This window comes from Candidatus Izemoplasma sp. (assembly GCA_036172455.1).
Classification (GTDB): Bacteria; Bacillota_I; Bacilli_A; order Izemoplasmatales; family Izemoplasmataceae; genus JAIPGF01.
Genome location: JAXKVY010000001.1, coordinates 189575 through 212838, shown reverse-complemented (window position 1 = coordinate 212838; position 23264 = coordinate 189575). Strand labels below are relative to the sequence as shown.

Below are 23264 nucleotides of genomic sequence, written 5' to 3'. Positions count from 1 at the left end.
ACATCAAACCATTTTATAATAAAATAGAAGAGAGGATGATAATTTTGAAAAAGGTTACATTAAATAACGGCATAAAAATGCCTATTTTAGGATTAGGTACTTGGAAAAGTGAACCAGAAGACGCCTATAATGCTGTATTAACTGCTTTGAAAACAGGGTATCGTCATATTGATACCGCTGCCATTTATGGCAATGAAGAAGCAGTAGGACGAGCGATTAAAGACTCGAGCGTCCCGCGCGAAGAAATCTTTATAACAACAAAATTATGGAACACAGATCAAGGGTATGAATCAGCGCATAAAGCGATTGATACCTCACTAGAAAAATTAGGCTTAGGCTATGTTGATCTATATCTTATCCATTGGTTTAAAGGATATGATAAAATGAAAGAAACGTATCGAGCAATGCAAGAAATGGTTGAACAAGGAAAAGTGAAGGCAATCGGTGTCAGTAACTTTAATGTTCACCACATTATGCATCTACTTGATTTCGCTGACATGAAACCAGCAGTAAACCAAGTAGAAACCCATATTTCCTTACAAAATCACTTTTTACAGGATTATTGTGAAAACAATGATATACGCTTAGAAGCGTATGCACCATTAATGAGTTTTGAAATTGAAACCATGCTCAGTAATGAGACAATGCAAGAAATCGCTGCTAAATATGATAAATCCGTTCCTCAAATTGCCATCAGATGGTTAATTCAACGTGGTATTATCGCCATACCAAAGAGTGTAACACCATCACATATAAAATCAAATTTTAATGTGTTTGATTTCCAATTATCTGATAAAGACATTAAAGATATAAATGGGTTGAATCGCGGTAAAAAATTCTTTACCGAGTTCGACAATGTGCCATATTAATGGTTAGATTTGGCGTAGTTGGGGCTGGCGATATTGCCCATGTTTTTGCACAAGATATCAAACATGTTAAAGACGCAAAACTTGTTGCGATTGCATCGCGTTCATTAAAAAGAGCTAAAGAATTTCAAGCTGAGTATGACATACCACTCGCTTTTGAAGGGTATGAGGAAATGGCGAAATCAGATGAGATAGATGCCGTATATATAGCAACACCACACAATTTTCATCGTGAACAGAGTTTGTTGTTTATGACGCATAAGAAACATGTCTTATGTGAAAAACCAATAACTGTCAATGAACAACAATTGACGGATTTAATGATGGTTGCTAAACAACAAAAAGTGGCATTAATGGAAGCTATGTGGACACGCTTTTTACCAAGTACAAAAGCCATCATTGCTTACGTTAATAACAATAATGTTGGTAATCTTTTAGAAGCTTCATTACCATTTGGGTATGCATTAATTGATGATTATGATCCAAAAAGACGACTTCTTAATCCTGATTTGGCAGGAGGAAGTATTCTTGATATTGGAGTATATCCAGTTCATTACATTAACAATTTTGTAAATATAAACCAATTTGAATGGAACGCAGAGGCAGAAATGACAGAAACGGGTGTAGATGCAACGTGTATTATGACCACAAACGATGACAAGAATGTACCTAAAATTACACTCAAATCAAGTATCAAAGATGAATTATCACAACACGGTAAACTTGTATTTGAACACGCAACAATCAACATCCCAGACTTTTCAAGAAGTTCTTCATACATCATTAATGGTGAAACGTTTGAGACACCGTTTAAAGGGAATGGATTTGTTCATGAAATAGAGTCTTTTATTGAAACGATAAATAATAAAAAAATAGAAAATGATTTGTTACCATTTTCTAAATCATTAGAAACCACAAGATTTATGGATAAAATCCGACAAAAAATAAACTTGCGTTATCCATTTGAATAACTAAAATGTAAAATAAAAATGCTTAATGTCAAATCATGACATTAAGCATTTTTTAAATTATTTTAGTATCCGATACTAGATAATAAATCACGAAGTATCTTAGCTGAATTTTTCAATTTCACTTTTTCATCTTCGTTAAGAGTTAATTTCACTATATGATGAACACCATCACGATTCAATACCGCGGGTAGCCCAATATAAACATCGTCTTCACAATCGTATACACCGTCATTTAGTACACTAATCGGAATAATACGATTTTCGTTATTAAAGATTGCTCGTGTAATTCTTACAAGTGCCATGCCAACTCCGTAAAATGTTGCTTTTTTACGTTTTATAATCTCATAAGCCGCATCACGAACATTTTTATATATGTGATCTAAGTTTTCAAAGGTTATTTCATCCATTGTCTTAATCACATCGCCTATTGGTTTAGCGCCAACAAAAGCATTTGACCAACATACGAATTCACTATCACCGTGCTCACCTAAGATGTAAGCGTGTACGTTTCTTGAATCAATATGGATATATTTTGATATTTCATAGCGTAAACGTGCCGTATCTAAAGAAGTTCCACTACCAATGATTTTAGATTTAGGTAAATTAGATTCTTTCCATGCGACATAAGCTAAGATATCGACAGGGTTAGATGCGACTAACAAGATTCCATCAAATCCAGAATCCATAATGTTACCGACAACATCTTTAATAATTTTAGCGTTACGTTCTAGTAATTGAATTCGGGTTTCGCCATCTTTTTGATTGACACCAGCAGTGATAACAACCAATCCAGCATCTTTACAATCACTGTAATCTCCAGCTTTTATCGTCATTTTACGTGGTCCAAAGGCTAATCCATGATTCAAGTCCATAGCTTCTCCTTCAGCCTTATCACGATCAATATCAATTAACACAACTTCTTCAACGGCACCTTGATTTACTAGAGCATATGCATAAGACATACCGACAAATCCAGTACCAACAATTACTACTTTACTCCGTTCCATTTTCTCACCTCACCTATATTATATAAAATTATTGCATATAATAAAAATGATATAGACAGAAAACGTTTGTATTCGTGATTTCTAAATAAGAAAATGTTTTCATAGATTAAAGTTTGCAAAAAGCCTAATAAAAGGCTATAATATGATTATATAAGAATATGAAAGGTGAGATGAAATGGGATTTTTTGATTTTTTAAAGTTTTGGAAAAAGAAACAAGATAATGAAGTTGTAAAAAATGATTCAGACAGTGATGATAAAGAGAGTAAACCTATTGTTGATCCTGTCGTACCACCGCAAGCAGAGCCTTCACCAGAAGTAGCACCTGTGGTACCCCCAAGACCTAAACCAATAGTTGATGAGAACCCAGAGCGAAAAGACGTTCATGAACCTAAAGAAGAAACTGAATCTAGACCTAAACCTAAGGCAGATCCAGTTACTGAAGAAGACGATGACGAGCCTGTTTATGAAGTAAGAACACATGATGATGGTGGATGGCAAGTTATTAAAAAAGGTGCAGAACGTGCAACTAGACGTTTAGAGACGCAAGCAAAAGCCATTGAATACTGTGAAGAACATGATTTTAGTTATGAAGTCTATAAAATGGATGGCACATTAAAATAACCGTAAGGTTATTTTTTTATTTGACTTATGACAACGCGTCATATATAATTATGACATACTGTCATTATAGGAGGATATTATGCCAAACGAAACGTTTTATAATTTAAGTGAAGAAAAAAGACAACGTATTATTAATTCTGCGATTCATGAGTTTAAACTTCATCCATTGCATAAATGTAGAATCAGCAATATTATCAAACAAGCGGATATACCAAGAGGGTCATTCTATCAATACTTTGATAGCTTAGAGGATCTTTACTTTTATGTTATCGATCTATCATTTACAAATTTATTTGATGAAGGACGACGAATTGCCAAGGAAACAGACGATTTGTTCGAATTTATTGAACGCACGTTCAAAGTAGATTATGATGGTTATTTCAAAACAAAAGACCATTTATTTTTAATGCATTTATTACAAAATGCACAATCTAATGAGGCGTATTTTGATAAGCGTAAAGTTGAACATCGTGAATATGTCATTGAAATTTTGAATCATTTAGATTTATCCAAGTATAAAGATATGTCATTTGAAGAGTTTATTAAGTTTTATGAGTTATTACAAAGTATTAAACGCCATACCATTCATCAAGCGAAACATAAAGAACTTGATTTTAGTCAAGCCTTAGAAGCATTAAGGTGGAAGCTTGACATCATTAAACATGGCGTACTGAAGTGATCTTATGAAAAGTTTACTAAGATTATTCAAATATCCTTTGCAATATAAACTCAATGTATTTATTGGGCTATTTGCAATGTTGATTCAAACAACTGTTGGATTTGTTGTGCCCTTATTAATGATTGATATCATTGATGTTGCTATCCCTTCAAATGATATGGCTCTTTTAACCCGTACTGGATTATTGATGATTGGCGTTGCTTTTATTGGGCTTTTAATGGGGTATATCAATACATACAATTCACAAAAAGTGGCGGTATTTGCGACAGCTGATTTACGTGAAACACTATTTGCTAAAATTCAACGATTAAGTTTCAGAAACATTGATGATTTAAAAACAAGTCGTTTAATTACGACTTCAACCAATGATGTTGTGAGAATGCAACAATTCTTTCAAATGCTTTTACGTATTATTGTTAGAGCACCTTTAATGGTTGGAATCGGGTTATTTATGGCACTAACAACTAGTGTACGATTATCAAATGTGTTTCTTGTTTCAATTCCATTATTGATTATATCAATTATTGTTATAATGTTACTTGCGTTTCCTTTATTTAGCAAAGTGCAAAAAACAGTTGATGATCTTAATAAGGTTTCTTTGGAAACAACGAAGTCACCACGTGTAATTAAGTCGTTTGTGACCATGGACTTTGAAAATGATCGTTTTACCAAAGTAAATACTGCTTATAGAGATATTAATACAGCAGCCGAGCGCATCTTAGCTGCTGCTGAACCGATTATGATTTTTATATTTACATCCACGTTAGCAGGTATATTATTTTTAGGTGCCTATTATTTTAATCAAGGATACCTAATAAATATAATTGAAGGTGAGTCATTACCTGCAGTTGGAATCATGGTGGCATTTAATAATTACAGTATGCAAATTTTATTTGGTCTACTCATGTTCGCAATGATGATGATTTTTATTTCACGCGCCATTGTAAGTGCTAATCGTATTACCGAAGTGTTAGACACTGAGATTGACTTGAAAGATCAACCAAAAAGTCTTTCAAATCATGCACTAAAAGGAAAGATTACTTTTGAAAATGTTACATTTGGATATGGACACAATGGTAATCACGTCTTAGATAATATTTCATTTACCATTAACCCTGGTGAAACAGTTGGCATTATTGGTTCAACTGGTAGTGGTAAATCTAGTTTAATCCAACTGATTCCTAGACTCTATGATGTGACTTCAGGCACAGTGTATATCGACGATATAGATGTTAAAGACATTAAACTCGATACCTTGAGATCACAAATTAGTGTGGTGACACAAAAAGCTACAGTCTTTAGTGGGAGTGTTGCGACGAACATGTTACAAGGAAAAAAAGAGGCTTCTTTTGATGACTTAGAAAATGCATCAAAACAAGCAAATGCTTATGAATTCATTTCTGAATACAATGACTACTTTAATCATCGTGTAGAACAAGAAGGCGCGAATTTAAGTGGCGGTCAAAAACAACGGTTAAGTTTGGCTAGAGCGTTTATAAAGAAACCTCAGATTCTTATTTTAGATGATTCAACGAGCGCAGTTGATGCGAAAAGTGAAGCTGAGATACTTCATGCAATTGATAGGTTAAGTGATAATATGACTACGTTAGTTATTGCTCAAAAAATCTCAACCATAAAAGATATGGATAAAATATTAGTTCTTGATAACAAAGGTCACATAGATGGGTATGATACACATGAACAATTACTAAAAACATCAACAGTATATCAAGAAATTGCATTATCCCAGATTGGTGGTGATAATAATGTCAAATGAATCTAACCAGCAACATGATCCATATAAAGATGTTAATCATAAAAAAACAATCCTGACACACTCACAAGTAAAAGAACGAAATGAAGCAATGAAAGATTATTCTAAACATCTAAATAAACGCGTTGGTGGGAGGCGTTTTGGTGTTTATCTTGGATCACATGCGCAAGATAGAATCGGAACAATAAAACGGATATGGCATTATTTAGGAAACTATCGGATTGGACTAATTATTGTTGCAATTGCGATTATGATAACGAGTATACTTGCTATTTTTGTACCATGGCTATTTGCTTATGCAATTGATAACTACATTCTTACAAAAGATTTTATAGGGGCTTACCGAATCGGAGCTTACATTGTCATAGTTGGACTATTAAATGTTATCGTAAGATATTTTGGACGGTATCTGCTAACTGTTATCTCACAACAAACGGTTGCTAAAATACGGCAAGATGCGTTCGATAACTTACAAAATTTACCTGTCTCATATTATGATACAAATCAACCAGGGACAATCGTATCGCGTATCACTAATGATGTTGATTTGATTAGTAATTCATTATCACAAGTTGTGAGTCAGTTAATCGCATCATTTATTACACTTGTAGGCTCACTCATAATGATGTTTGTCGTCAACTGGGCATTAGCACTTGTTGCTATTTTATTTATCCCCGTGATGGTTATTTTTACTATGAAAATTGGTAAACGGACCAAAAAAGAATTTACCGCTCAACAAAAACATTTAGGAAACTTAAACAGTATTGTTGAAGAAAGCATTACTGGTCTTGATAATATTAAACTTTACTCACTTGAAGATACGGTTATGGATGAGTTTACCGAGACAAACAGTAAATTACGTTTAGCAAGTTTTAAAGCACAGCTCATGGCTGGTTTAATTATGCCTACCATTAATTTTATGAATAATTTAATTTATGTCATGATTGTTTTCGTCGGTGGTCTGATTAAATTATCTGGACGGATAGCGATTACCATTGGAGATATCTCGGCAGTTACACAATACGCGAGACAATTTGTACAACCAATTTCTAACTTAGCACAACTTTTCGGTACCCTTCAACAAGGTATTGCAGGAGCAGAACGGGTATTTGAACTAATCGATGAAGATGATGAGTATGTCAATGATGGTGAATTAGATGTAGAGCATCTTAAAGGCCATATTATCTTTGATAACGTAACATTTGGTTATGATGAAACACCTGTCTTAAAAAATGTATCTTTTAACGCATTAGAAGGAGAAGTCACAGCAATTGTTGGCCCTACCGGAAGTGGCAAGACAACGATTATCAATTTATTCAATCGTTTCTATGATATTGATGGAGGCACAATAACAATTGATGAAAAGTCAATCGATATTTTACAAAAAGATGCTTTTAGAAAACGAATTGGGGTCGTATTGCAAGATACTAGTTTATTTAGTGGAAGTGTGTATGACAATATCGTCTATGGCAACCACAAAGCGTCTAAAGATGAAGTGATAGAAGCAAGTAAATTAGCGAATGCACATGACTTTATCATGAAACTACCAAAAGGCTATGATACGCTTGTACGCGAAGGTGGTAAGAACTTCAGTCAGGGTGAACGTCAGTTAATCTCTATTGCACGTACTATTCTGAGTGATCCTGATATTTTAATTCTTGATGAGGCAACTAGTAATGTAGATACGCGCACAGAGTTTAAGATTCAAGAAAGTATGCGAAACTTAATGGCTAATCGTACCAGTTTTGTTATTGCGCATAGATTACAAACGATTCGTGATGCAGATCAAATTCTGGTGCTGAAGGATGGACAATTAATTGAGTCTGGAGATCATCACGCGTTACTTAGTCAAAAAGGATTCTATTATGACTTGTACACCACCCAGTTTAAAGATTTGGTTACTGAATAGATTTTTTTGTTTCTTGTTTCTCATTGCACAACCCTAGGGGTAGTGGTATAATATATAAGAAAAGATTGGGGAGTTTTTAATGAGAAGATTCGGAGATCGAAGTGATGGAAAAAAATTACGTAACGTAAATCCTTTTTTCCGTGTTATACCACACTTAATGCCAGAACGCAATGATGCACAAGTCTTTTTTGAATCTCAAATTGATTTAGAAAAGACGCATGAAATTATTCGAGAATTACGCAAAGATGGATTAAAAGTTGGTTTTTTGCACGTTGTCATTGCAGCGGTTGTTAGGACACTCTCACAACGACCTAAACTTAATCGGTTTGTTCGTGGTAAAAAAACATACGCGCGCAATGAAATTTCAATTTCGTTTGCCTTAAAAAGAAGTCTTGAAGATGATGGAGAAGAAACAACCGTTAAAGTCGTATTTGATCCAAAAGATACATTATTTGATGTCGTTAAAAAAGTAAATGAGATAGTTGAAGAGAATAAAGATGCTGCTGCGAATAATAATACAGATAAGGCGGCAAAGTTTTTTAATTTGTTACCGAATTTTCTATTGAGTTTTACGATTGGTTTTATTAAGTTTTTGGATAATCGTGGGAAATTACCAAAGTTTCTTATCAACCTAAGTCCTTTTCATTCCAGTGTATTTGTGACAGATTTAGGCTCACTAAAAATTGATCCAATATATCATCATATATATAATTTTGGTACAAACTCAATCTTTATCGCCTTTGGTATTAAACGAAAAGAACATGTTGTTAATAATGACATGGAAATCGAAAAGCGTAAGAAGATGAATTTGAAAATTGTTGCTGATGAACGTATTGTCGATGGATTCTATTTTGCGAAAAGCTTAAGACTTTCTGAAAAATACATGGAAAATCCTCGTTTGCTTTTAGATGAGCCAAAAGAAGTTTTTGAAGATGATGAAATTTAATCTAAATAAAACCTTTACATTCTAAATAAGATATGCTAACATTATATCGGCTAAAAAAAACAAACGAAAGAGGTGATGAAAATGGTAAACAAAATGCGTATTACAACAGGAACTTACAATGCAAAAATTATGTTTTTTGTTATGCAAAAATTCATCACTGAATCAAAGAGAGTCGATCCCTCTATATCTTAGTTATCACCTTAGATACAACGAGATATAACTTACTATGGATACGTATACTGTCTTTCATCAAGTGATGGAAGGCAGTTTTTTTATGCACAAAAAGAGGTGATTACAATGAATATACTTTCGATTTCAAAATTGAAAAAAGAATTTAACGGTGATACATTATTTAGTAATATCTCATTCGATATAAATACAAAAAATAAAATAGCTTTAATTGGTAAAAATGGAACCGGTAAATCGACGTTGTTAAAAATGATCATTGGTGACGAACTCATTGATGACGGTGCAATCCATATAAATAAACAGGCCAATATAGGATACTTATCGCAGTCTGTTTTACATCAACCGAACCAAACCTTAGAAGAAGAAATGCTCGATGTATTTAAATCACTTATCAATCTCAAAGAGCGATTAGATGAGTGTGCACACGCGCTTGCAAATGATCCCCATAATGACACCTTACTTGATCAGTATGCTAAATTAGAAGAGCAATATCAGTTTAGAGGCGGGTATGACTATCATTATAAAATAGATTATGTTTTGACGCAGTTCGGCTTTGATAAGGAGTTGTATAATCGTGAGATTAAAACATTTAGTGGTGGTGAGAAAACACGTATTGCCTTTGCTAAATTGTTACTTGAAAATCCTGACCTCTTAATTCTTGATGAACCGACCAATCATTTAGATATTGAAATAATTAGCTGGTTAGAGGATTATCTAAATCGATTTGATGGTGCTTTATTAATTGTGACACATGATAAATACTTTATTGATAATGTGTGTGATCAAATCATCGAAATTGATCATCATACATCGCATATTTATTATGGTAATTATGAACAATATGAAGAAGAAAAACTCAAACGCTATGAATTACAATTAAAACGATATGAACAACAACAAAAAGAAATTGCACACTTGCAAAGTTTTATTGACCGATTTAGATATAATGCAAAACGTGCTTCCCTAGCAAAAGATCGTGCAAAGAAATTGAAACGCATCGATCGGATTGACTCACCTAAGCAGAGTAAGGCCAAAGTGTCGATGGAGTTATCCGGTAGACGGGCCACAACGGATATTGTTTTAGAGGCAGAAAATCTCTCTATCGGATATAAAGATAACATATTATTAGATAATATTTCATTCGCCATGAGAGGGTTTGAAAAATTGGGTATTGTTGGACCTAATGGTACAGGTAAAACAACATTAATCAATGTGATTAGAAACCGTCTTAAGCCTTTATCTGGTCGTATTAAATTCCTAAGAAGATACCGGATTGGATACTTTGACCAGAATCAAAGTACACTGCATCATTCAAAAACTATATTTGAAGAGATTCATGATCTCCATCCGTTATTTACAAACTATGATGTGAGAACATACGCAGCAAGATTTTTGTTCTTTAATGATGACTTAGACAAACCAATTAGTGTCTTAAGTGGTGGTGAAAAAGTAAGGCTTCAATTACTTTTATTAATGCTAGAAAAGCCAGATTTATTGATTCTTGATGAACCAACAAATCATTTAGACATCGATACAAAAGACATTATTGAAGATGTCATTGAGCAGTTTGAGGGACCTGTATTATTTGTGTCACATGATCGGTATTTTATCAACCGTATCGCAACACGGATACTATATTTAGCTGGGGATAATTATTATGTCCACGATGGCGATTTCAATTCTTTCTATAATCAATATCGTGAACAGTCAAAAAAACAAAAAAATACTACTAAGACATCTAAAAAGACGAATAAACAAGACAAAGAAGCACTATTAAAAGACTATGAACAACAGATTCACTCTCTTGAAAAAAAGTTAAATATGTTACAAGAAGCATCATTTGATGAAGAAAACTATTTGGACGCTGAAAAGGGATTAAAAATACAAGCAAAAATGACTAACATTCAAAAGGAGATTAGACAACTAGAACAATCTTATTTTGACATCTTAGAGCAGACAGAAGAAGAGGTGTAAACTATGAAACGACTTAAACAAGTATTAAAATGGATTTATGGCTATAAAAAAATATATGCCTTCACGGTAATTCTATTGATTGCTTTGCAATACTTTAGAACGCTGACCCCATTATTTTTAACACACATTATTGATACAACTTTTGGTGATGAGCCAAGTGCCTTGCCAGATTTTATCACGACACTATTTCGTGGCGATACAATAGAAGAAAAATTATTATATATAGCCCTAGTCTATGTATTCTATACATTGTTCCGTGTCACATTAATTTTTATTAGACGCTTTATCAATGCGAAATTCACTGAGAATGTAGCATATAATATGCGTAATACATTGTATACCCATATCCAAGATTTATCCTTTACGTATCACTCACATGCTGAGACGGGTGATTTAATTCAACGCTGTACCACAGACGTAGAAACATTTCGCGTCTTTATTGGTGCACAAATGATTGAGATTTTTAGGCTATTCTTTTTAGTCACATTAACCATTTATCAAATGTCTCGCGTGAACGTGACGATGACATTATTCTCAGTCATTATCACACCAATCATTTTTATTACTGCATTAATTTATTTCTCATTTGTTAAGAAGATATTCCGTAAAGTAGAAGATGCAGAAGCACAGATGACAACAACACTACAAGAAAGTGTAACGGGGATTCGTGTTGTAAAAGCATTTGCCAATGAACAGTTTGAAATTAATCAATTTGATAAAAAAAGTAAAACTTACTTAAAAGAAGACTTGCATCTATTAAAACTAATGGCCTTTTTCTGGAGTGGGACTGACTTTGTCATTTTCATTCAGTATGCAATTACACTTTCAGTAGGCATCTATTTAGTCAGTATTGATAGTCTAACAATTGGTGGTTATGTTGCTTTCTTAACCTTTATAGGAATGATTGTTTGGCCAATGCGTCAATTAGGACGCATTGTTGGTGATTTTGGTAAAACAACCGTTGCGCTCGATCGGATTGATGAAATTATGGATAACCCATCAGAGCATCACGGAGACTCAGACAATACAGCGCCTATTAATGGACATATTCAATTTAAAAATGTTAAATTCCAATTTGATGATGACAATAAACCACTATTAAAAGGGATTTCTTTCGATGCAAAACGTGGTGAAAGTATCGCCATTATTGGTAGAACCGGTAGTGGTAAATCAACCCTAATTAACTTACTAGTAAGACTATTAGAAGTTACTGATGGAGAGATATTAGTCGACGGGGTACCCATCAACCAAATCAATAAAAAACATCTTCGTAAAAACATTGGAATCATTATGCAAGAACCATTTTTATACAGTCGTTCTGTATACGATAACATTGGGATTATGGATCAAAAAGCACCAAAAGAAAAAGTGTATAAAGCAGCTAGTATTGCCGCATTACATGATGATATAGAAGACTTTGAAAAAGGATATAAAACAGTCGTTGGTGAGCGAGGTGTTACTTTAAGTGGTGGTCAGAAACAACGCGTAGCGATTGCTCGGATGTTGCTAGATGATAAACCAGTACTCATCTTTGATGATAGTTTAAGTGCTGTGGATACTGAAACAGATATTCAAATAAGACGTGCATTAAATAAATACTGGAAAGATACGACAGTCTTCATCATTACACATCGTATAACGAGTGCGATGGAAGCTGACAAAATTATTGTCTTGGAAGACGGACATATTACAGAAATGGGTAACCACAGTGAGTTACTAGAAAATGATGGATTATATGCTCACTTATGGGAAATCCAAACAAGTATCGAGGGAGAATTTCAATCTCTCGAGAAAGGAGACAACTAATGAACTATATTGATGAAGAAGAATTTACCGAATCCAAGTTTGATATAAACGTTTGGATTAAAATATTTAAAATGATGGCACCTTTTAAAAAACATCTCATTTTAGGAGTCCTTAGTGCCATTGTATTAGCAGCTACAGATGCAATCTATCCACAGATTAACCGATTTGCGATTGATAATATTGCAGCGACAAAAGACTTAACCTTACTCCCATATTTTATTGGTGCGTATGTTATATTAATGTTTGTGATTGCGACTATGGTATATTCATTTATCATTAATGCAGGTCAAGTTCAACAAAAATTGTCCTACACACTACGGAAAAAAGCCTTTGAAAAGCTGCATCAATTACCATTCTCATATTATGATAAAACACCAGTAGGATGGATTATGGCCCGTATGACAAGTGACTCACGGAAACTAAGTGATATCTTATCATGGGGAATGATTGATTTATCATGGGGATTATTAATGATGGTATTAATTACCGTTTTTATGTTCTTTACAAACTGGCAATTAGCCTTAATTGTTATGATATCAATTCCATTCTTAATTGTTGTGAGTGTTTATTTTCGGAAAAAGATTCTCTATTCTTACCGAAAAATCAGAAAAGAAAACTCGAAAATTACAGGAGCCTTTAATGAAGGTATTACCGGAGCCAAGACAACGAAAACACTTGTCTTAGAAGAACAAAATTATAATGATTTTGATCGTTTAACAAGTTCTATGCGCCAACACTCCATTAGAGCTGCTATTTTCGCGGGATTATACTTCCCTACAATTTTATTTATTGCTTCTATTACAACCGGTTTTATTATGTATTATGGCGGTATTCAAGTATCGGATCACTTTATTGAAATAGGAGTATTCTATGTCTTTGTGGCATATATTGGGATGTTCTTTGAACCCGTCATGCAGCTGGCTAATATCTTAGCCCGTTTCCAACAAGCACAAGCATCAGCCGAACGCTTGCTCTCGCTAATTGAAGAAGAACCCCAAATTTGGGACCGCGATGATGTCATCGAAACGTATGGTGATGCGATTAATTTTAAAAAAGAAAACTGGGAGCCACTCATTGGTGACATTAAGTTTGATCATGTCACATTCAAATATAAGGAGGGCGAAAAAGTTTTAGATGACTTTAATCTCCATGTCAAAGCAGGTGAATCAATTGCATTAGTTGGGCATACAGGCGCAGGTAAATCAACCATTGTTAACTTAGTATGTCGCTTCTATGAACCAACTGAAGGACAAATTCTAATCGATGATAAAGACTATAAAGACCGCTCAATTGGGTGGTTACATGACAACTTGGGATATGTTTTACAGTCACCGCATTTATTTAGCGGAACGATTTATGATAACATTAAGTATGGTAACCATGATGCAACGAAAGAAGAAATCATTAAGGCATCAAAACTGGTTGAAGCACATGACTTTATCATTACCTTTGAAGAGGGATACGACACAAAAGTTGGTGAAGGGGGTGCCAGACTAAGCGTTGGTCAAAAACAACTTATTAGTTTTGCACGGGCATTAATTGCTGATCCAAGAATCTTAATTCTTGATGAAGCCACTTCAAGCGTTGACACTAAAACAGAAAAAAGTATTCAACATGCGATTGACACATTACTAGAAGGACGAACAAGTTTCATTGTTGCGCACAGATTGTCAACCATTACGAAAGCTGATCGAATTCTCGTTTTAGATAAAGGAAAGATTATTGAATCAGGAACTCATCAAGAGTTAATTTCTTTAAAAGGTAATTATTACAACTTATATACCAATCAATTTATTAATGAATCAAGCCAAAAGGATGCATAATGCATCCTTTTTTTTACCCTTAAATAAAAAAATTCTAAATCACAATAATTTAATTAATATCCATAATCGCATAACAAAAGCGTATACAAACCATTGTTAGCAAAAGCAACTATTTTGTATGCAAAATAACCCTTGTATGCGCTTAATGCTTTGTTATAATATATATGGTGATTTAATGTATAGTATACAAACATTTAATCAAAGACTGAATGAAAGTTTACAAACGAACCATAAGACGTTACGTGATTTTCGTCATAAGATTGATCAATTATTTAAAGATACATTGAAAGAAATGGAGAACACTAAAGATATATGTATTATCGGGGCAGGGAAAATGCGAGAGTTTTCTCTATCCTTTTTGCTGCGTTTTTGTCAACACATGACACTATATGATATTGATATAGAGACAGTAAAACAATCTGTTGAAGCGCTTCAATTATCTGATGAAGCAATGAATAAAATTGTGTATCATCAGGTTGATGTGACTGGCTTTGAACAGATTAACTTCTTCAAAAATTTAATTGCACTCTTTCAAAAACCACTTAATTACAAAAAACTTGATCAATTTTTAACTACTCATTTTAAACAATTGGAGTCGTATACTTTTTTCGACGATAAATATTATGACGTTATCTATGTGAGTCCGATATATACGCAACTAGTATATTATCAACTTTTAACTGTTTGTGCTCATATCAGACAACGAACTACTGAAGAACATTATATTAAATATGTTGAAGGTCAAGTGCTTGATTATATGCCAACGTTACTTAATCGCTTTAATCAAAGTCTTTACAGACATCTTAAAAAAGAGGGTCAGTTGATTGTCATGAGTGATATCTTCGAGTTAGAAGAAGGTAGTCAGTTTGAGCGCGAAATTAAGGAATCGATGAAAAATAATACCATGAATGATCACTATCGTAGATACCGGGATACTTACGGGATGGGCTTGGGAGATTTTGGATTATACAATTTAGAAGAATATTTAAAAAAAGGTTTTGAACAGTGGTTAATTTGGCCATTTTCAGATAATAAAGAATATGTTGTTAAGATACAAACATATACCCATAATAAAGGAGGAAGTTTATGAAATATGTAGCTACATTTTTGGTCCTTTTTGTGATTTACATTTTGTTAGCTGGTTGGGTAATAGAAGAACTCATCTTAGGCGCAATGATTGCACTAATTCTCACAGTGATTATTGCTCGGTATGTGGATTACAAAATTGACTACCTATTGCCATATCGTCTCGCAGTGTTTATATTTTTATATATCCCTGTATTCGTTTGGCATTTAATCCTATCAAACCTAAATGTTGCGAAGCGTGTATTAAGTGTCCATATTCCATTAAATCCCGGTTTTGTAAAAGTGAAAACCGATTTAACAGGAGACTTTGCCAAGTTGATTTTAGCAAACTCAATTACATTAACACCTGGTACTCTTAGTGTTGATGTGAAGGATGACACATTGTATATTCATACAATTGATGTACAAGGGTCATCTATCGAAGAGAACACGCAACACATAAGTGCGACATTTGAACGCATTTTAAGGGTGGTGTTCAAATGATAACGATGATTGTATTTGGCCTTATTGGCCTTGGCATATTGTTTGCGGTGATAAGATTATTAAAAGGTCCAACAGCCGCTGATCGCGTTTTATCACTGGACACATTTAATGTGATTGTAATCGGAGTAATCGCGTTATTTGCACATTATTATGACAATGCTTTATATCTTGATATTGCAATTGTTTACGGTATATTGGCATTCTTAGAAACAATCGTGTTTGCACGATATTTGGAGGGTCATTATGGTAATCGTTAGTTATATATTTATGATCATCGGCGGTCTATTTTATCTTTTAGGTGGACTTGGTATTTTACGTATGCCCGATAGTTTTGATCGGATTCAGGCAGGAACGAAAGCAACGACCCTTGGAGCATTCTCATTGCTCATTGGGATTGCGATTCATCATCCTGACTGGTGGCTAAAGATTGGATTAATCATTATCTTCATCGTGCTTGCAAATCCAATTGGATCGAGTGTCTTAGCGAAAGCAGCATATCGTTCATTTAAAAAACCTAGTAACTTAGTAGTCGATGAACTAGAAGAATTATTTGGTGGTGAGACAGATGCTTAATATCATTGAAATCGTGTTAAGTGTGTTGTTAATTGGACTCGCTTTTATTGCGTTAAATACACAGTCCTTAATTAAATCTGTCATGCTTCTATCAGGCATTAGTATGCTTGCAGTTGTTGCTTTTGTCTTATTAAAAGCACCAGATGTAGCGGTAACAGAGGCTGTTATTGGTAGTGGGCTTGTTACTAGTTTATTTGTCTTTACACTTTTATCGTTTAGAAAGACAGGTGATGTGCAATGAAACAATTTTTAGCATTTATTTTTGTAATAGTTGTTGGTGGCATGATCATTCTGTCATTACATAATAATACGCTATTCACTGAATTTGGAAACAACAATCCATCCGATCATTATAGCGATAGTTATATCGATCGTGATGTAACTGAGAATAATGATGATGTCATCTTTGGTGAATCTGAGAATCTAGAAAGTGGACCAGCCAATATCGTTACTGCAATTGTGGCAGATTACCGTTCATTTGATACATTAGGGGAAATTACAGTACTCTTTATTAGTTCCTTAGGGGTGGCGTTATTACTTGGCGGTAAGAAAAAGGAACGTATGGATCTTCATTACACACCTAACTTTATGTTGCGTATTGGGTCACGGGCATTGTTTGGGATTATTTTAATGACAGGTGTGTTTATGGCTGTTCATGGACACTTAACACCTGGTGGTGGATTCCCTGGTGGGACAATGATTGCCAGTAGTTTGTTGTTATTATATCTAGCGAATGATACGTTTAGAACAAAAGTGAAACGGTTTAAATTATTAGAAAGCTTTGCTGGTATGGCGTATGTCGCTATTGGCCTTGCTGGATTATTAATCGGTGGGTACTTCTTAGAAAATTTCTTGCCAACAGGGACGATCGGTACAGTCTTTAGTGCCGGTATTATTCCAATTATATATGTGTTAATTGGTTTAAAAGTTGGTAGTGAAATTACCGGTATAATCGATAATTTCTTAACAGAGGAGGCGTTATAATGTTACAATATGCAGCGATTATCCTCTTTATGATAGGACTTTACGGGTTACTCACTCAACGTCATATTATTAAGATTATTATTGCCTTAAATATATTAGAAATTGGTTTAAATATCTTCATTATTACAGTCGGCTATTATGAGGGTGGTATTGCCCCTATATTTACCAGTGTCAATGCAACCAATAATTTAGCGTTTGTTGATCCATTACCACAAGCACTTGTGTTAACAGCTATTGTTATAGGTGTTGGAACAACAGCGCTCGGATTAGCATTAGCTAGAAAAATATATGCCGAATATGGTACATTGAATCTCGATGAAATGGGGGAAAACTAAATGAATGCTGTATTATTAATTGCTGTTCCACTACTCGTTGGTTTTCTCAGTATTTTAATGAAAAAAGTAGCTCCATATTTGTTACTGGTTGTTTCATTTTTAAGTGTTGTATCCCTTGATTATGTCACGAAAGGTGTTGTTGTTATTGGTAACTTTAAGGCACCTTACGGTATTGAGTTGATTGTTGATGATTATGCCATTGCAGGACTTTATATTGTCAATATTTTATTCTTCTTAGTAGCAATCTTATCGTTATGTGATTATAAAAAGATAGGATCTATCTTATTAATTAGCTTAGCTGGGTTAAATGGGTTATTGCTAACAGGTGATTTATTCAACTTATTTGTTTTCTTAGAAATTGCGGGAATATCAGCTTACCTGATAACGACAACTAACCGTAAACCATTAGCTACATTTCATTACTTAGTCCTAGGGACTGTTGGAAGTAGTTTCTATTTACTTGGATTAATTATTTTATATGGAATGTTTCACACCTTAAACTTAGGCGTTTTAAGCAATCTTATTGCACAAGTTAACCCTGCCTTGGTCAGTTTACCATTATTATTTATGTTTATTGGGTTGGGCGTAGAAGCTAAGTTATTACCGTTAAATGCGTGGGTAAAAGGAATATTAGAAAGTTCAAATCCACTCAGTGGACCAATGATTGCCAGTGTATATGCGAGTACGATGGTTTTGGTATTTGGACGCATTTTAACACAACTCTTTGTATTTAATGAAACATTAATGACAATTGTATCGGTTGTTTTAGTTGTGAGTATAATTGCCGGAGAGGCTATGGCTTACGCTTCCTCTCGAGCAAAACATATTCTGCTTTATAGTTCGATAGCACAAGCAGCGATTGCTGTCATAGTGTTTGTCCATGGATTAACGGATTTAGGCATTATGCTCGTTGCGTTAAATGGTTTTTCTAAATTAATTTTATTTGGCTCAATTACGGTCATCGAACGGCAAATTGGCTCTGATACTCTAACGGATTTAAAAGGAGTTTTTACAGACAATAAACTGATTGGTTTTGCCTTTAGTGTCGCAGTACTAAGTATTTTAGGCTTGCCGTTATTTGCTGGATTCTTTGTGAAATTACATATTTTAATGCGATTTGCGAATACCGATTTATTATGGCTAGTAATTGTCATTTTAATGAGTAGTGTTGTTGAAGGGGTATATTTTATCAAACTCTCAATGACATTGTGGTATGGTGAGTCAGAGAATAAACGTGTCGTCTTCTCAACGAGTACAGTCTATGCATATCTTATTATTGCCTTATTATTAGTGGTATTTGGGGTATTCTTTACACCGTTTGAATCACTATTTGACGTAATAAGCACCATGAAAGGAGTGTATTCATGGCTAATTTAGAACTCATTATTATCATTACACTTGGATTCGGTATGTTGGCCTATCTGCTAGGCAATTTACATCGTACCTTAGGGAGTGTCATCACCATTTTAGGATCAGCATTTGTGTTTGGCTCATTAGCAATGTATGGGTATACTGATACACTTGACCTGACTGTTAACTATTTACCAGGTGTTTTAGGTGACTTAGGCGCAAGTGCATTAAGTCATTACTTTGCTTTATTGGTATCGTTTGTCTATTTGATGGTTGCATTCTTTAATCCTTATTATATAGATAAACAAAAATATCCTGCGTTATATAGTATGCTTTATTTATTAAGTTTAGTAGGGGTTATTGGTTTATTCTATACAACAAACTTTTTAGCTTTTTTCTTCTATTTTGAGTTGGTTGTTTGGAGCAGTCTATTCTTAATTCCTTTAGGACGAACACGCTCATCAGCATCACTGTATTACGGATTTAGTGCCTTTGGTGGATTTTCTTTATTGGTCGCTATTTTATTGATGTATAGTGGTACAGAATCCTTTAATATTGCATTGAATTTAGCTGCCCTTAGTGGTACTACAAAAGTCTTTGTCTTCTTATTAATGATGATCTCAGCGTTATCAAAGCTCGGTGCTTTTCCATTACATATTTGGTTACCAAACGTATTAACCGATGCGCCTGATCCAGTGACAGGATTATTCAGTGGTGGATTGGAAAAACTTGGTGCGTTTGTCGCTGTCATTGCGCTTGTGCGCCTTGGTGGTGTTGGCACAATGATTTCAGCACTGAATATTCACCTATTTAACTACATCATAATGATACTTGGAGCGATTACCATTGTTATAGGTACCTTAATGGCAATTAGACAGGACGATGCAAAAACATTGCTTGCCTACTCTTCAATGAGTAATGGCGGTTATATTTTAGTCGCACTTGGATTCATGACAACCACAAGCATTAGTGGGGGATTACTCCATATATTTGCTCATGCGATTGCATCAACAAGTGCTTTCTTAGCTATCGGTGCGGTTGCTCGACAAACACATACCACTAAAATTAGTGAACTTGGTGGGATGATTCACAAAATGCCGATCACTTATATGGTTTATTTAATTGCGATTATCTCAATGGCTGGAATTCCCCCAATGGGTGGTTTCATCTCGAAATGGTTAATCTTTCAAGGTGTCATTAGTGAAGGCTTCATCTTTGTTGCGATTGCGACATTCTTTGGCAGTATCGGGTCTTTCTTATATGTTTTCAGACCGCTTGCTGCGTTATTCTTAGGACAAGAATTACCTGAATATAAAACAAGCGTAAAAGAAGCACCTTTACTCTTACTCATTCCAATGTTATTACTTAGTGGATTGAATATCTTGAGTGGCGTTGTTCCAAATTATATTTTACGTTATACAAATAAGATTTTAAGTGAGTTAAATATTGCCCAACTCAACTTAACACAGTTTACGATTCAAGGGAACAATGGTGATCTTCATCCATTGTTAATTGCTAGTATGTTTGGCATAGGTGTCTTTGTTGCCTTTATCATCTTTATATCGCTTAAGAAATCAAAGAAAGTAGATCTAATGGATACGTATACAGCAGGTAACTTTATCTATACAGAACAACACTTACATTATACAAGTAACTTCTATGCCCCATTAGAACGTTTGTATGAGGCATATATTGATAAAATGCAACGATTCTATCAATCATTAAGTATCAAAGTGAAAGAGTTAGGAGAAGTCTTTAAATATTACTTCTTTACTTACAAGCCAGAAATCACAGTGTTTTGGATTCTTATTTTAATAACACTGCTTTTATGGGGTGATATCGCATGATATTAAATATTTTATTTGGTTTAGGTGTCGCATTGTTTGGGTTTGTCTTACAGACCGCACTTGGTGGGATAAACCGTAAAGTCATAGCACGTCTTCAAAAACGGTATGGTCCAAAATGGTACCAAGAGTTTCTTGATATCTTTAAATTGTTAAGTAAGCGTGCGACGTCACATGGATGGATTTTTGATTTCGGTGTAATTATGGCCCTTGGTGGTATTATCGCTACGGCAATGTTTATGCCGATTACCAATGAACTTGTCGCATTTGATGGCTATGATAACTTCTTCATTTTTGTTTACTTGATTGCGGTTGGTATGCTTGGTATGGCAATGAGCGCGAGTGGGTCTGGGAACCCATTAGCAAGTATTGGTGTCATGCGCGCTTTAACAACTATGTTGGCCTATGAAGTGCCGTTTATGGTTGTAGTATTAACGATTATCAATATCACAGGCGATTCAAGCATCTCAATGATCGCGGAGTTTCAACAACTTGCTAATAATCACTGGTTTATCATTGCCTTACCTCTTGGTGGTATTGTTGCTATATTAGCCTTGATGGGTATGCTTGGAAAAAAACCGTTTGAAACCTACATTGCTCCAGCTGAAATAGCATCTGGGCCAATGGTTGAATACGGTGGTAAGCAACTTGGTATGTTATTCATTATGCATGAAATCACTGTGTTTATCGAAGTCAGTTTATTTGTTCACCTATTCTTAGGTGGCGCAGAAAATATTTTTGTCTTTTTAGTTAAATATGTCTTGGTCTATACATTTGTGAACTTAATTAGTAATGTTAATGGACGCTTTAAAATTGACCAAGTGGTTACGTTCTTTTACAAATGGCCATTACTTTTAGCTGTATCACAAGCAATTATCGCAATATATCTTGGATGGGTGATTTAAATGAAATCAACAAAATTTACAGAACTAACACAAGAACAAATCGATCGTAAATGGTGGGAAATAGGTGACTTCTTTAGACGTAACTCGTTATGGATGTTAATGTACTGTACGGGGTGTTGTGCAATTGAGTTGCCACCTGCGATGACAAGTGCTTATGATATGGAACGGCTTGGTATGGGACCAATGGCAACACCAAGACAAGCAGATGTATTACTTGTTACTGGGTATCTATCGTTAAAAACGTTACGTCGATTAATTTATACATATGAACAAATGAGTGAACCAAAATATATTGTTGGCTTTGGTAGTTGTACGATTAATGGGGGGATATATCATGATTCTCATGTCGTCATTAACCGACTTGATCGATATGTTCCTGTCGATGTGTATGTTGCTGGCTGTATGCCAAATACAGAAGCTGTCATGAATGGGTTTGTTGATTTAATGGATCTCATTAAATCGAAAAAAGCTGATGGTTGGAAACGATACCACGACAACTATGACTGGTACAAAAAGAACCAAGAAGAAGCTCTTGGGGAGGTGCGCATAAAAGATGAATTCCATGAATAATATTGAACACGTACAATCACTAATGAAAGATATTTGTTCACCGATTAAAGAAAATATTATTGATCAGTTTCAAATAGCCTATGAACTCAAGCAAGACGATATCCATAAAACGCTTGGTTACTTAAAAAATGCTGGATGGATTCAACTATCTTATTTGAGCGCAGTCGACTGGCCAGATACAAATGAAATTGAAGTTGTTTATATTCTAATGAATTGGAAAAAGCCGGTGCATATTCAATTGAGAACGAGAATTGATCGTGAGAATCCCGTCATGCCGTCTATTATTTCTATCTATGAAGGCGCTAAATATTATGAACGCGAAGCACACGAATTTTTTGGGGTTAAATTCCCTGGTAATCCAGATTATGAGAAACAATTAATTTTGGAGAAATGGGATGATATGCCACCAATGCGAAAAGACTTTGATCCAAGACAATATAGTGATGCGCATTTTGTTGGGCGTGAATACTCACATGATTTTACTGAATTAAACAATCAACCAAGTAAACAAGCAAAACGCCAACAGCGTAAAACACGAATCAATTCCCTAGATAAAGGAGGGAAATAA

Annotated in this window: 23 protein-coding genes; 22 read left to right on the top strand and 1 reads right to left on the bottom strand. The window is 34.4% G+C overall.

Annotated elements, in window-relative coordinates:
• The first annotated feature begins 44 nt into the window (after positions 1–44).
• Together UMR38_01020 and UMR38_01015 are read left to right on the top strand one after the other, a co-directional pair.
• Positions 45–869 carry an aldo/keto reductase gene (locus UMR38_01020; protein ID MEC9484439.1) on the top strand — a complete coding sequence of 275 codons (825 nt, stop codon included), beginning with the start codon at positions 45–47 and terminating at the stop codon, positions 867–869.
• Positions 869–1837 (top strand): Gfo/Idh/MocA family oxidoreductase, encoded by a 969-nt coding sequence (locus UMR38_01015; GenBank protein MEC9484438.1) that lies wholly within the window; start codon positions 869–871, stop codon positions 1835–1837. Before UMR38_01020 ends, UMR38_01015 begins: the two co-directional genes overlap by 1 nt.
• A 62-nt stretch (positions 1838–1899) precedes the next feature.
• On the opposite strand, the gene UMR38_01010 is transcribed toward UMR38_01015, so the two are convergent.
• Positions 1900–2844, bottom strand: a complete 945-nt coding sequence (locus UMR38_01010; GenBank protein MEC9484437.1) for an L-lactate dehydrogenase — start codon at positions 2842–2844, stop codon at positions 1900–1902.
• A 175-nt stretch (positions 2845–3019) separates the two neighbouring features.
• Here UMR38_01010 and UMR38_01005 point away from each other — a divergent pair, with 175 nt between their 5' ends.
• From UMR38_01005 to UMR38_00910, 20 genes are all read left to right on the top strand, one after another.
• Complete coding sequence (locus UMR38_01005; protein ID MEC9484436.1) at positions 3020–3466, top strand: DUF2188 domain-containing protein; 447 nt, start codon at positions 3020–3022, stop codon at positions 3464–3466.
• 79 nt (positions 3467–3545) lie between these two features.
• On the top strand, positions 3546–4145 hold the full coding sequence (locus tag UMR38_01000) for a TetR family transcriptional regulator (protein MEC9484435.1): 600 nt from the start codon (positions 3546–3548) through the stop codon (positions 4143–4145).
• Positions 4146–4149: 4 nt separating this feature from the next.
• Complete coding sequence (locus tag UMR38_00995) at positions 4150–5922, top strand: ABC transporter ATP-binding protein (GenBank protein ID MEC9484434.1); 1773 nt, start codon at positions 4150–4152, stop codon at positions 5920–5922.
• The gene (locus UMR38_00990) at positions 5912–7828 is read left to right on the top strand and encodes an ABC transporter ATP-binding protein (GenBank protein ID MEC9484433.1); all 1917 of its coding nucleotides are present in this window, start codon (positions 5912–5914) and stop codon (positions 7826–7828) included. Before UMR38_00995 ends, UMR38_00990 begins: the two co-directional genes overlap by 11 nt.
• Before the next feature lie 79 nt (positions 7829–7907).
• The gene (locus UMR38_00985) at positions 7908–8774 is read left to right on the top strand and encodes a 2-oxo acid dehydrogenase subunit E2 (GenBank protein ID MEC9484432.1); all 867 of its coding nucleotides are present in this window, start codon (positions 7908–7910) and stop codon (positions 8772–8774) included.
• 297 nt (positions 8775–9071) lie between these two features.
• The gene (locus UMR38_00980) at positions 9072–10937 is read left to right on the top strand and encodes an ABC-F family ATP-binding cassette domain-containing protein (GenBank protein MEC9484431.1); all 1866 of its coding nucleotides are present in this window, start codon (positions 9072–9074) and stop codon (positions 10935–10937) included.
• A gap of 3 nt (positions 10938–10940) precedes the next feature.
• Entirely contained in the window at positions 10941–12743 is a 1803-nt protein-coding gene (locus UMR38_00975) for an ABC transporter ATP-binding protein (GenBank protein ID MEC9484430.1), read from the top strand.
• On the top strand, positions 12743–14566 hold the full coding sequence (locus tag UMR38_00970) for an ABC transporter ATP-binding protein (GenBank protein ID MEC9484429.1): 1824 nt from the start codon (positions 12743–12745) through the stop codon (positions 14564–14566). The genes UMR38_00975 and UMR38_00970 overlap by 1 nt, the downstream gene beginning before the upstream one ends.
• Before the next feature lie 175 nt (positions 14567–14741).
• Positions 14742–15656, top strand: a complete 915-nt coding sequence (locus UMR38_00965) for a hypothetical protein (GenBank protein ID MEC9484428.1) — start codon at positions 14742–14744, stop codon at positions 15654–15656.
• Positions 15653–16135 (top strand): Na+/H+ antiporter subunit E, encoded by a 483-nt coding sequence (locus UMR38_00960; GenBank protein MEC9484427.1) that lies wholly within the window; start codon positions 15653–15655, stop codon positions 16133–16135. Before UMR38_00965 ends, UMR38_00960 begins: the two co-directional genes overlap by 4 nt.
• Positions 16132–16392 carry a cation:proton antiporter gene (locus tag UMR38_00955; GenBank protein ID MEC9484426.1) on the top strand — a complete coding sequence of 87 codons (261 nt, stop codon included), beginning with the start codon at positions 16132–16134 and terminating at the stop codon, positions 16390–16392. The genes UMR38_00960 and UMR38_00955 overlap by 4 nt, the downstream gene beginning before the upstream one ends.
• Positions 16379–16708, top strand: a complete 330-nt coding sequence (gene mnhG, locus UMR38_00950; GenBank protein ID MEC9484425.1) for a monovalent cation/H(+) antiporter subunit G — start codon at positions 16379–16381, stop codon at positions 16706–16708. Before UMR38_00955 ends, mnhG begins: the two co-directional genes overlap by 14 nt.
• Complete coding sequence (locus tag UMR38_00945) at positions 16701–16949, top strand: hydrogenase subunit MbhD domain-containing protein (GenBank protein MEC9484424.1); 249 nt, start codon at positions 16701–16703, stop codon at positions 16947–16949. The genes mnhG and UMR38_00945 overlap by 8 nt, the downstream gene beginning before the upstream one ends.
• Complete coding sequence (gene mbhE, locus UMR38_00940) at positions 16946–17692, top strand: hydrogen gas-evolving membrane-bound hydrogenase subunit E (protein ID MEC9484423.1); 747 nt, start codon at positions 16946–16948, stop codon at positions 17690–17692. The genes UMR38_00945 and mbhE overlap by 4 nt, the downstream gene beginning before the upstream one ends.
• Positions 17692–18027, top strand: a complete 336-nt coding sequence (locus tag UMR38_00935) for a cation:proton antiporter subunit C (protein ID MEC9484422.1) — start codon at positions 17692–17694, stop codon at positions 18025–18027. The genes mbhE and UMR38_00935 overlap by 1 nt, the downstream gene beginning before the upstream one ends.
• The gene (locus UMR38_00930; GenBank protein ID MEC9484421.1) at positions 18028–19404 is read left to right on the top strand and encodes a proton-conducting transporter membrane subunit; all 1377 of its coding nucleotides are present in this window, start codon (positions 18028–18030) and stop codon (positions 19402–19404) included.
• Complete coding sequence (locus UMR38_00925) at positions 19392–21224, top strand: proton-conducting transporter membrane subunit (protein MEC9484420.1); 1833 nt, start codon at positions 19392–19394, stop codon at positions 21222–21224. Before UMR38_00930 ends, UMR38_00925 begins: the two co-directional genes overlap by 13 nt.
• Complete coding sequence (locus tag UMR38_00920) at positions 21221–22126, top strand: NADH-quinone oxidoreductase subunit H (protein ID MEC9484419.1); 906 nt, start codon at positions 21221–21223, stop codon at positions 22124–22126. The genes UMR38_00925 and UMR38_00920 overlap by 4 nt, the downstream gene beginning before the upstream one ends.
• Complete coding sequence (nuoB, locus tag UMR38_00915) at positions 22127–22696, top strand: NADH-quinone oxidoreductase subunit NuoB (GenBank protein MEC9484418.1); 570 nt, start codon at positions 22127–22129, stop codon at positions 22694–22696.
• On the top strand, positions 22680–23264 hold the full coding sequence (locus tag UMR38_00910; GenBank protein ID MEC9484417.1) for an NADH-quinone oxidoreductase subunit C: 585 nt from the start codon (positions 22680–22682) through the stop codon (positions 23262–23264). Before nuoB ends, UMR38_00910 begins: the two co-directional genes overlap by 17 nt.

What these genes read in the sequence shown, in the direction of transcription:
- UMR38_01015 (MEC9484438.1), top strand. Translation starts at nt 869, where the DNA reads ATGGTTAGATTTGGCGTAGTTGGGGCTGGCGATATTGCCCATGTTTTT.
- UMR38_01010 (MEC9484437.1), bottom strand. Translation starts at nt 2,844, where the DNA reads ATGGAACGGAGTAAAGTAGTAATTGTTGGTACTGGATTTGTCGGTATG.
- UMR38_01005 (MEC9484436.1), top strand. Translation starts at nt 3,020, where the DNA reads ATGGGATTTTTTGATTTTTTAAAGTTTTGGAAAAAGAAACAAGATAAT.
- UMR38_01000 (MEC9484435.1), top strand. Translation starts at nt 3,546, where the DNA reads ATGCCAAACGAAACGTTTTATAATTTAAGTGAAGAAAAAAGACAACGT.
- UMR38_00995 (MEC9484434.1), top strand. Translation starts at nt 4,150, where the DNA reads ATGAAAAGTTTACTAAGATTATTCAAATATCCTTTGCAATATAAACTC.
- UMR38_00990 (MEC9484433.1), top strand. Translation starts at nt 5,912, where the DNA reads ATGTCAAATGAATCTAACCAGCAACATGATCCATATAAAGATGTTAAT.
- UMR38_00985 (MEC9484432.1), top strand. Translation starts at nt 7,908, where the DNA reads ATGAGAAGATTCGGAGATCGAAGTGATGGAAAAAAATTACGTAACGTA.
- UMR38_00980 (MEC9484431.1), top strand. Translation starts at nt 9,072, where the DNA reads ATGAATATACTTTCGATTTCAAAATTGAAAAAAGAATTTAACGGTGAT.
- UMR38_00975 (MEC9484430.1), top strand. Translation starts at nt 10,941, where the DNA reads ATGAAACGACTTAAACAAGTATTAAAATGGATTTATGGCTATAAAAAA.
- UMR38_00970 (MEC9484429.1), top strand. Translation starts at nt 12,743, where the DNA reads ATGAACTATATTGATGAAGAAGAATTTACCGAATCCAAGTTTGATATA.
- UMR38_00965 (MEC9484428.1), top strand. Translation starts at nt 14,742, where the DNA reads ATGTATAGTATACAAACATTTAATCAAAGACTGAATGAAAGTTTACAA.
- UMR38_00960 (MEC9484427.1), top strand. Translation starts at nt 15,653, where the DNA reads ATGAAATATGTAGCTACATTTTTGGTCCTTTTTGTGATTTACATTTTG.
- UMR38_00955 (MEC9484426.1), top strand. Translation starts at nt 16,132, where the DNA reads ATGATAACGATGATTGTATTTGGCCTTATTGGCCTTGGCATATTGTTT.
- mnhG (MEC9484425.1), top strand. Translation starts at nt 16,379, where the DNA reads ATGGTAATCGTTAGTTATATATTTATGATCATCGGCGGTCTATTTTAT.
- UMR38_00945 (MEC9484424.1), top strand. Translation starts at nt 16,701, where the DNA reads ATGCTTAATATCATTGAAATCGTGTTAAGTGTGTTGTTAATTGGACTC.
- mbhE (MEC9484423.1), top strand. Translation starts at nt 16,946, where the DNA reads ATGAAACAATTTTTAGCATTTATTTTTGTAATAGTTGTTGGTGGCATG.
- UMR38_00935 (MEC9484422.1), top strand. Translation starts at nt 17,692, where the DNA reads ATGTTACAATATGCAGCGATTATCCTCTTTATGATAGGACTTTACGGG.
- UMR38_00930 (MEC9484421.1), top strand. Translation starts at nt 18,028, where the DNA reads ATGAATGCTGTATTATTAATTGCTGTTCCACTACTCGTTGGTTTTCTC.
- UMR38_00925 (MEC9484420.1), top strand. Translation starts at nt 19,392, where the DNA reads ATGGCTAATTTAGAACTCATTATTATCATTACACTTGGATTCGGTATG.
- UMR38_00920 (MEC9484419.1), top strand. Translation starts at nt 21,221, where the DNA reads ATGATATTAAATATTTTATTTGGTTTAGGTGTCGCATTGTTTGGGTTT.
- nuoB (MEC9484418.1), top strand. Translation starts at nt 22,127, where the DNA reads ATGAAATCAACAAAATTTACAGAACTAACACAAGAACAAATCGATCGT.
- UMR38_00910 (MEC9484417.1), top strand. Translation starts at nt 22,680, where the DNA reads ATGAATTCCATGAATAATATTGAACACGTACAATCACTAATGAAAGAT.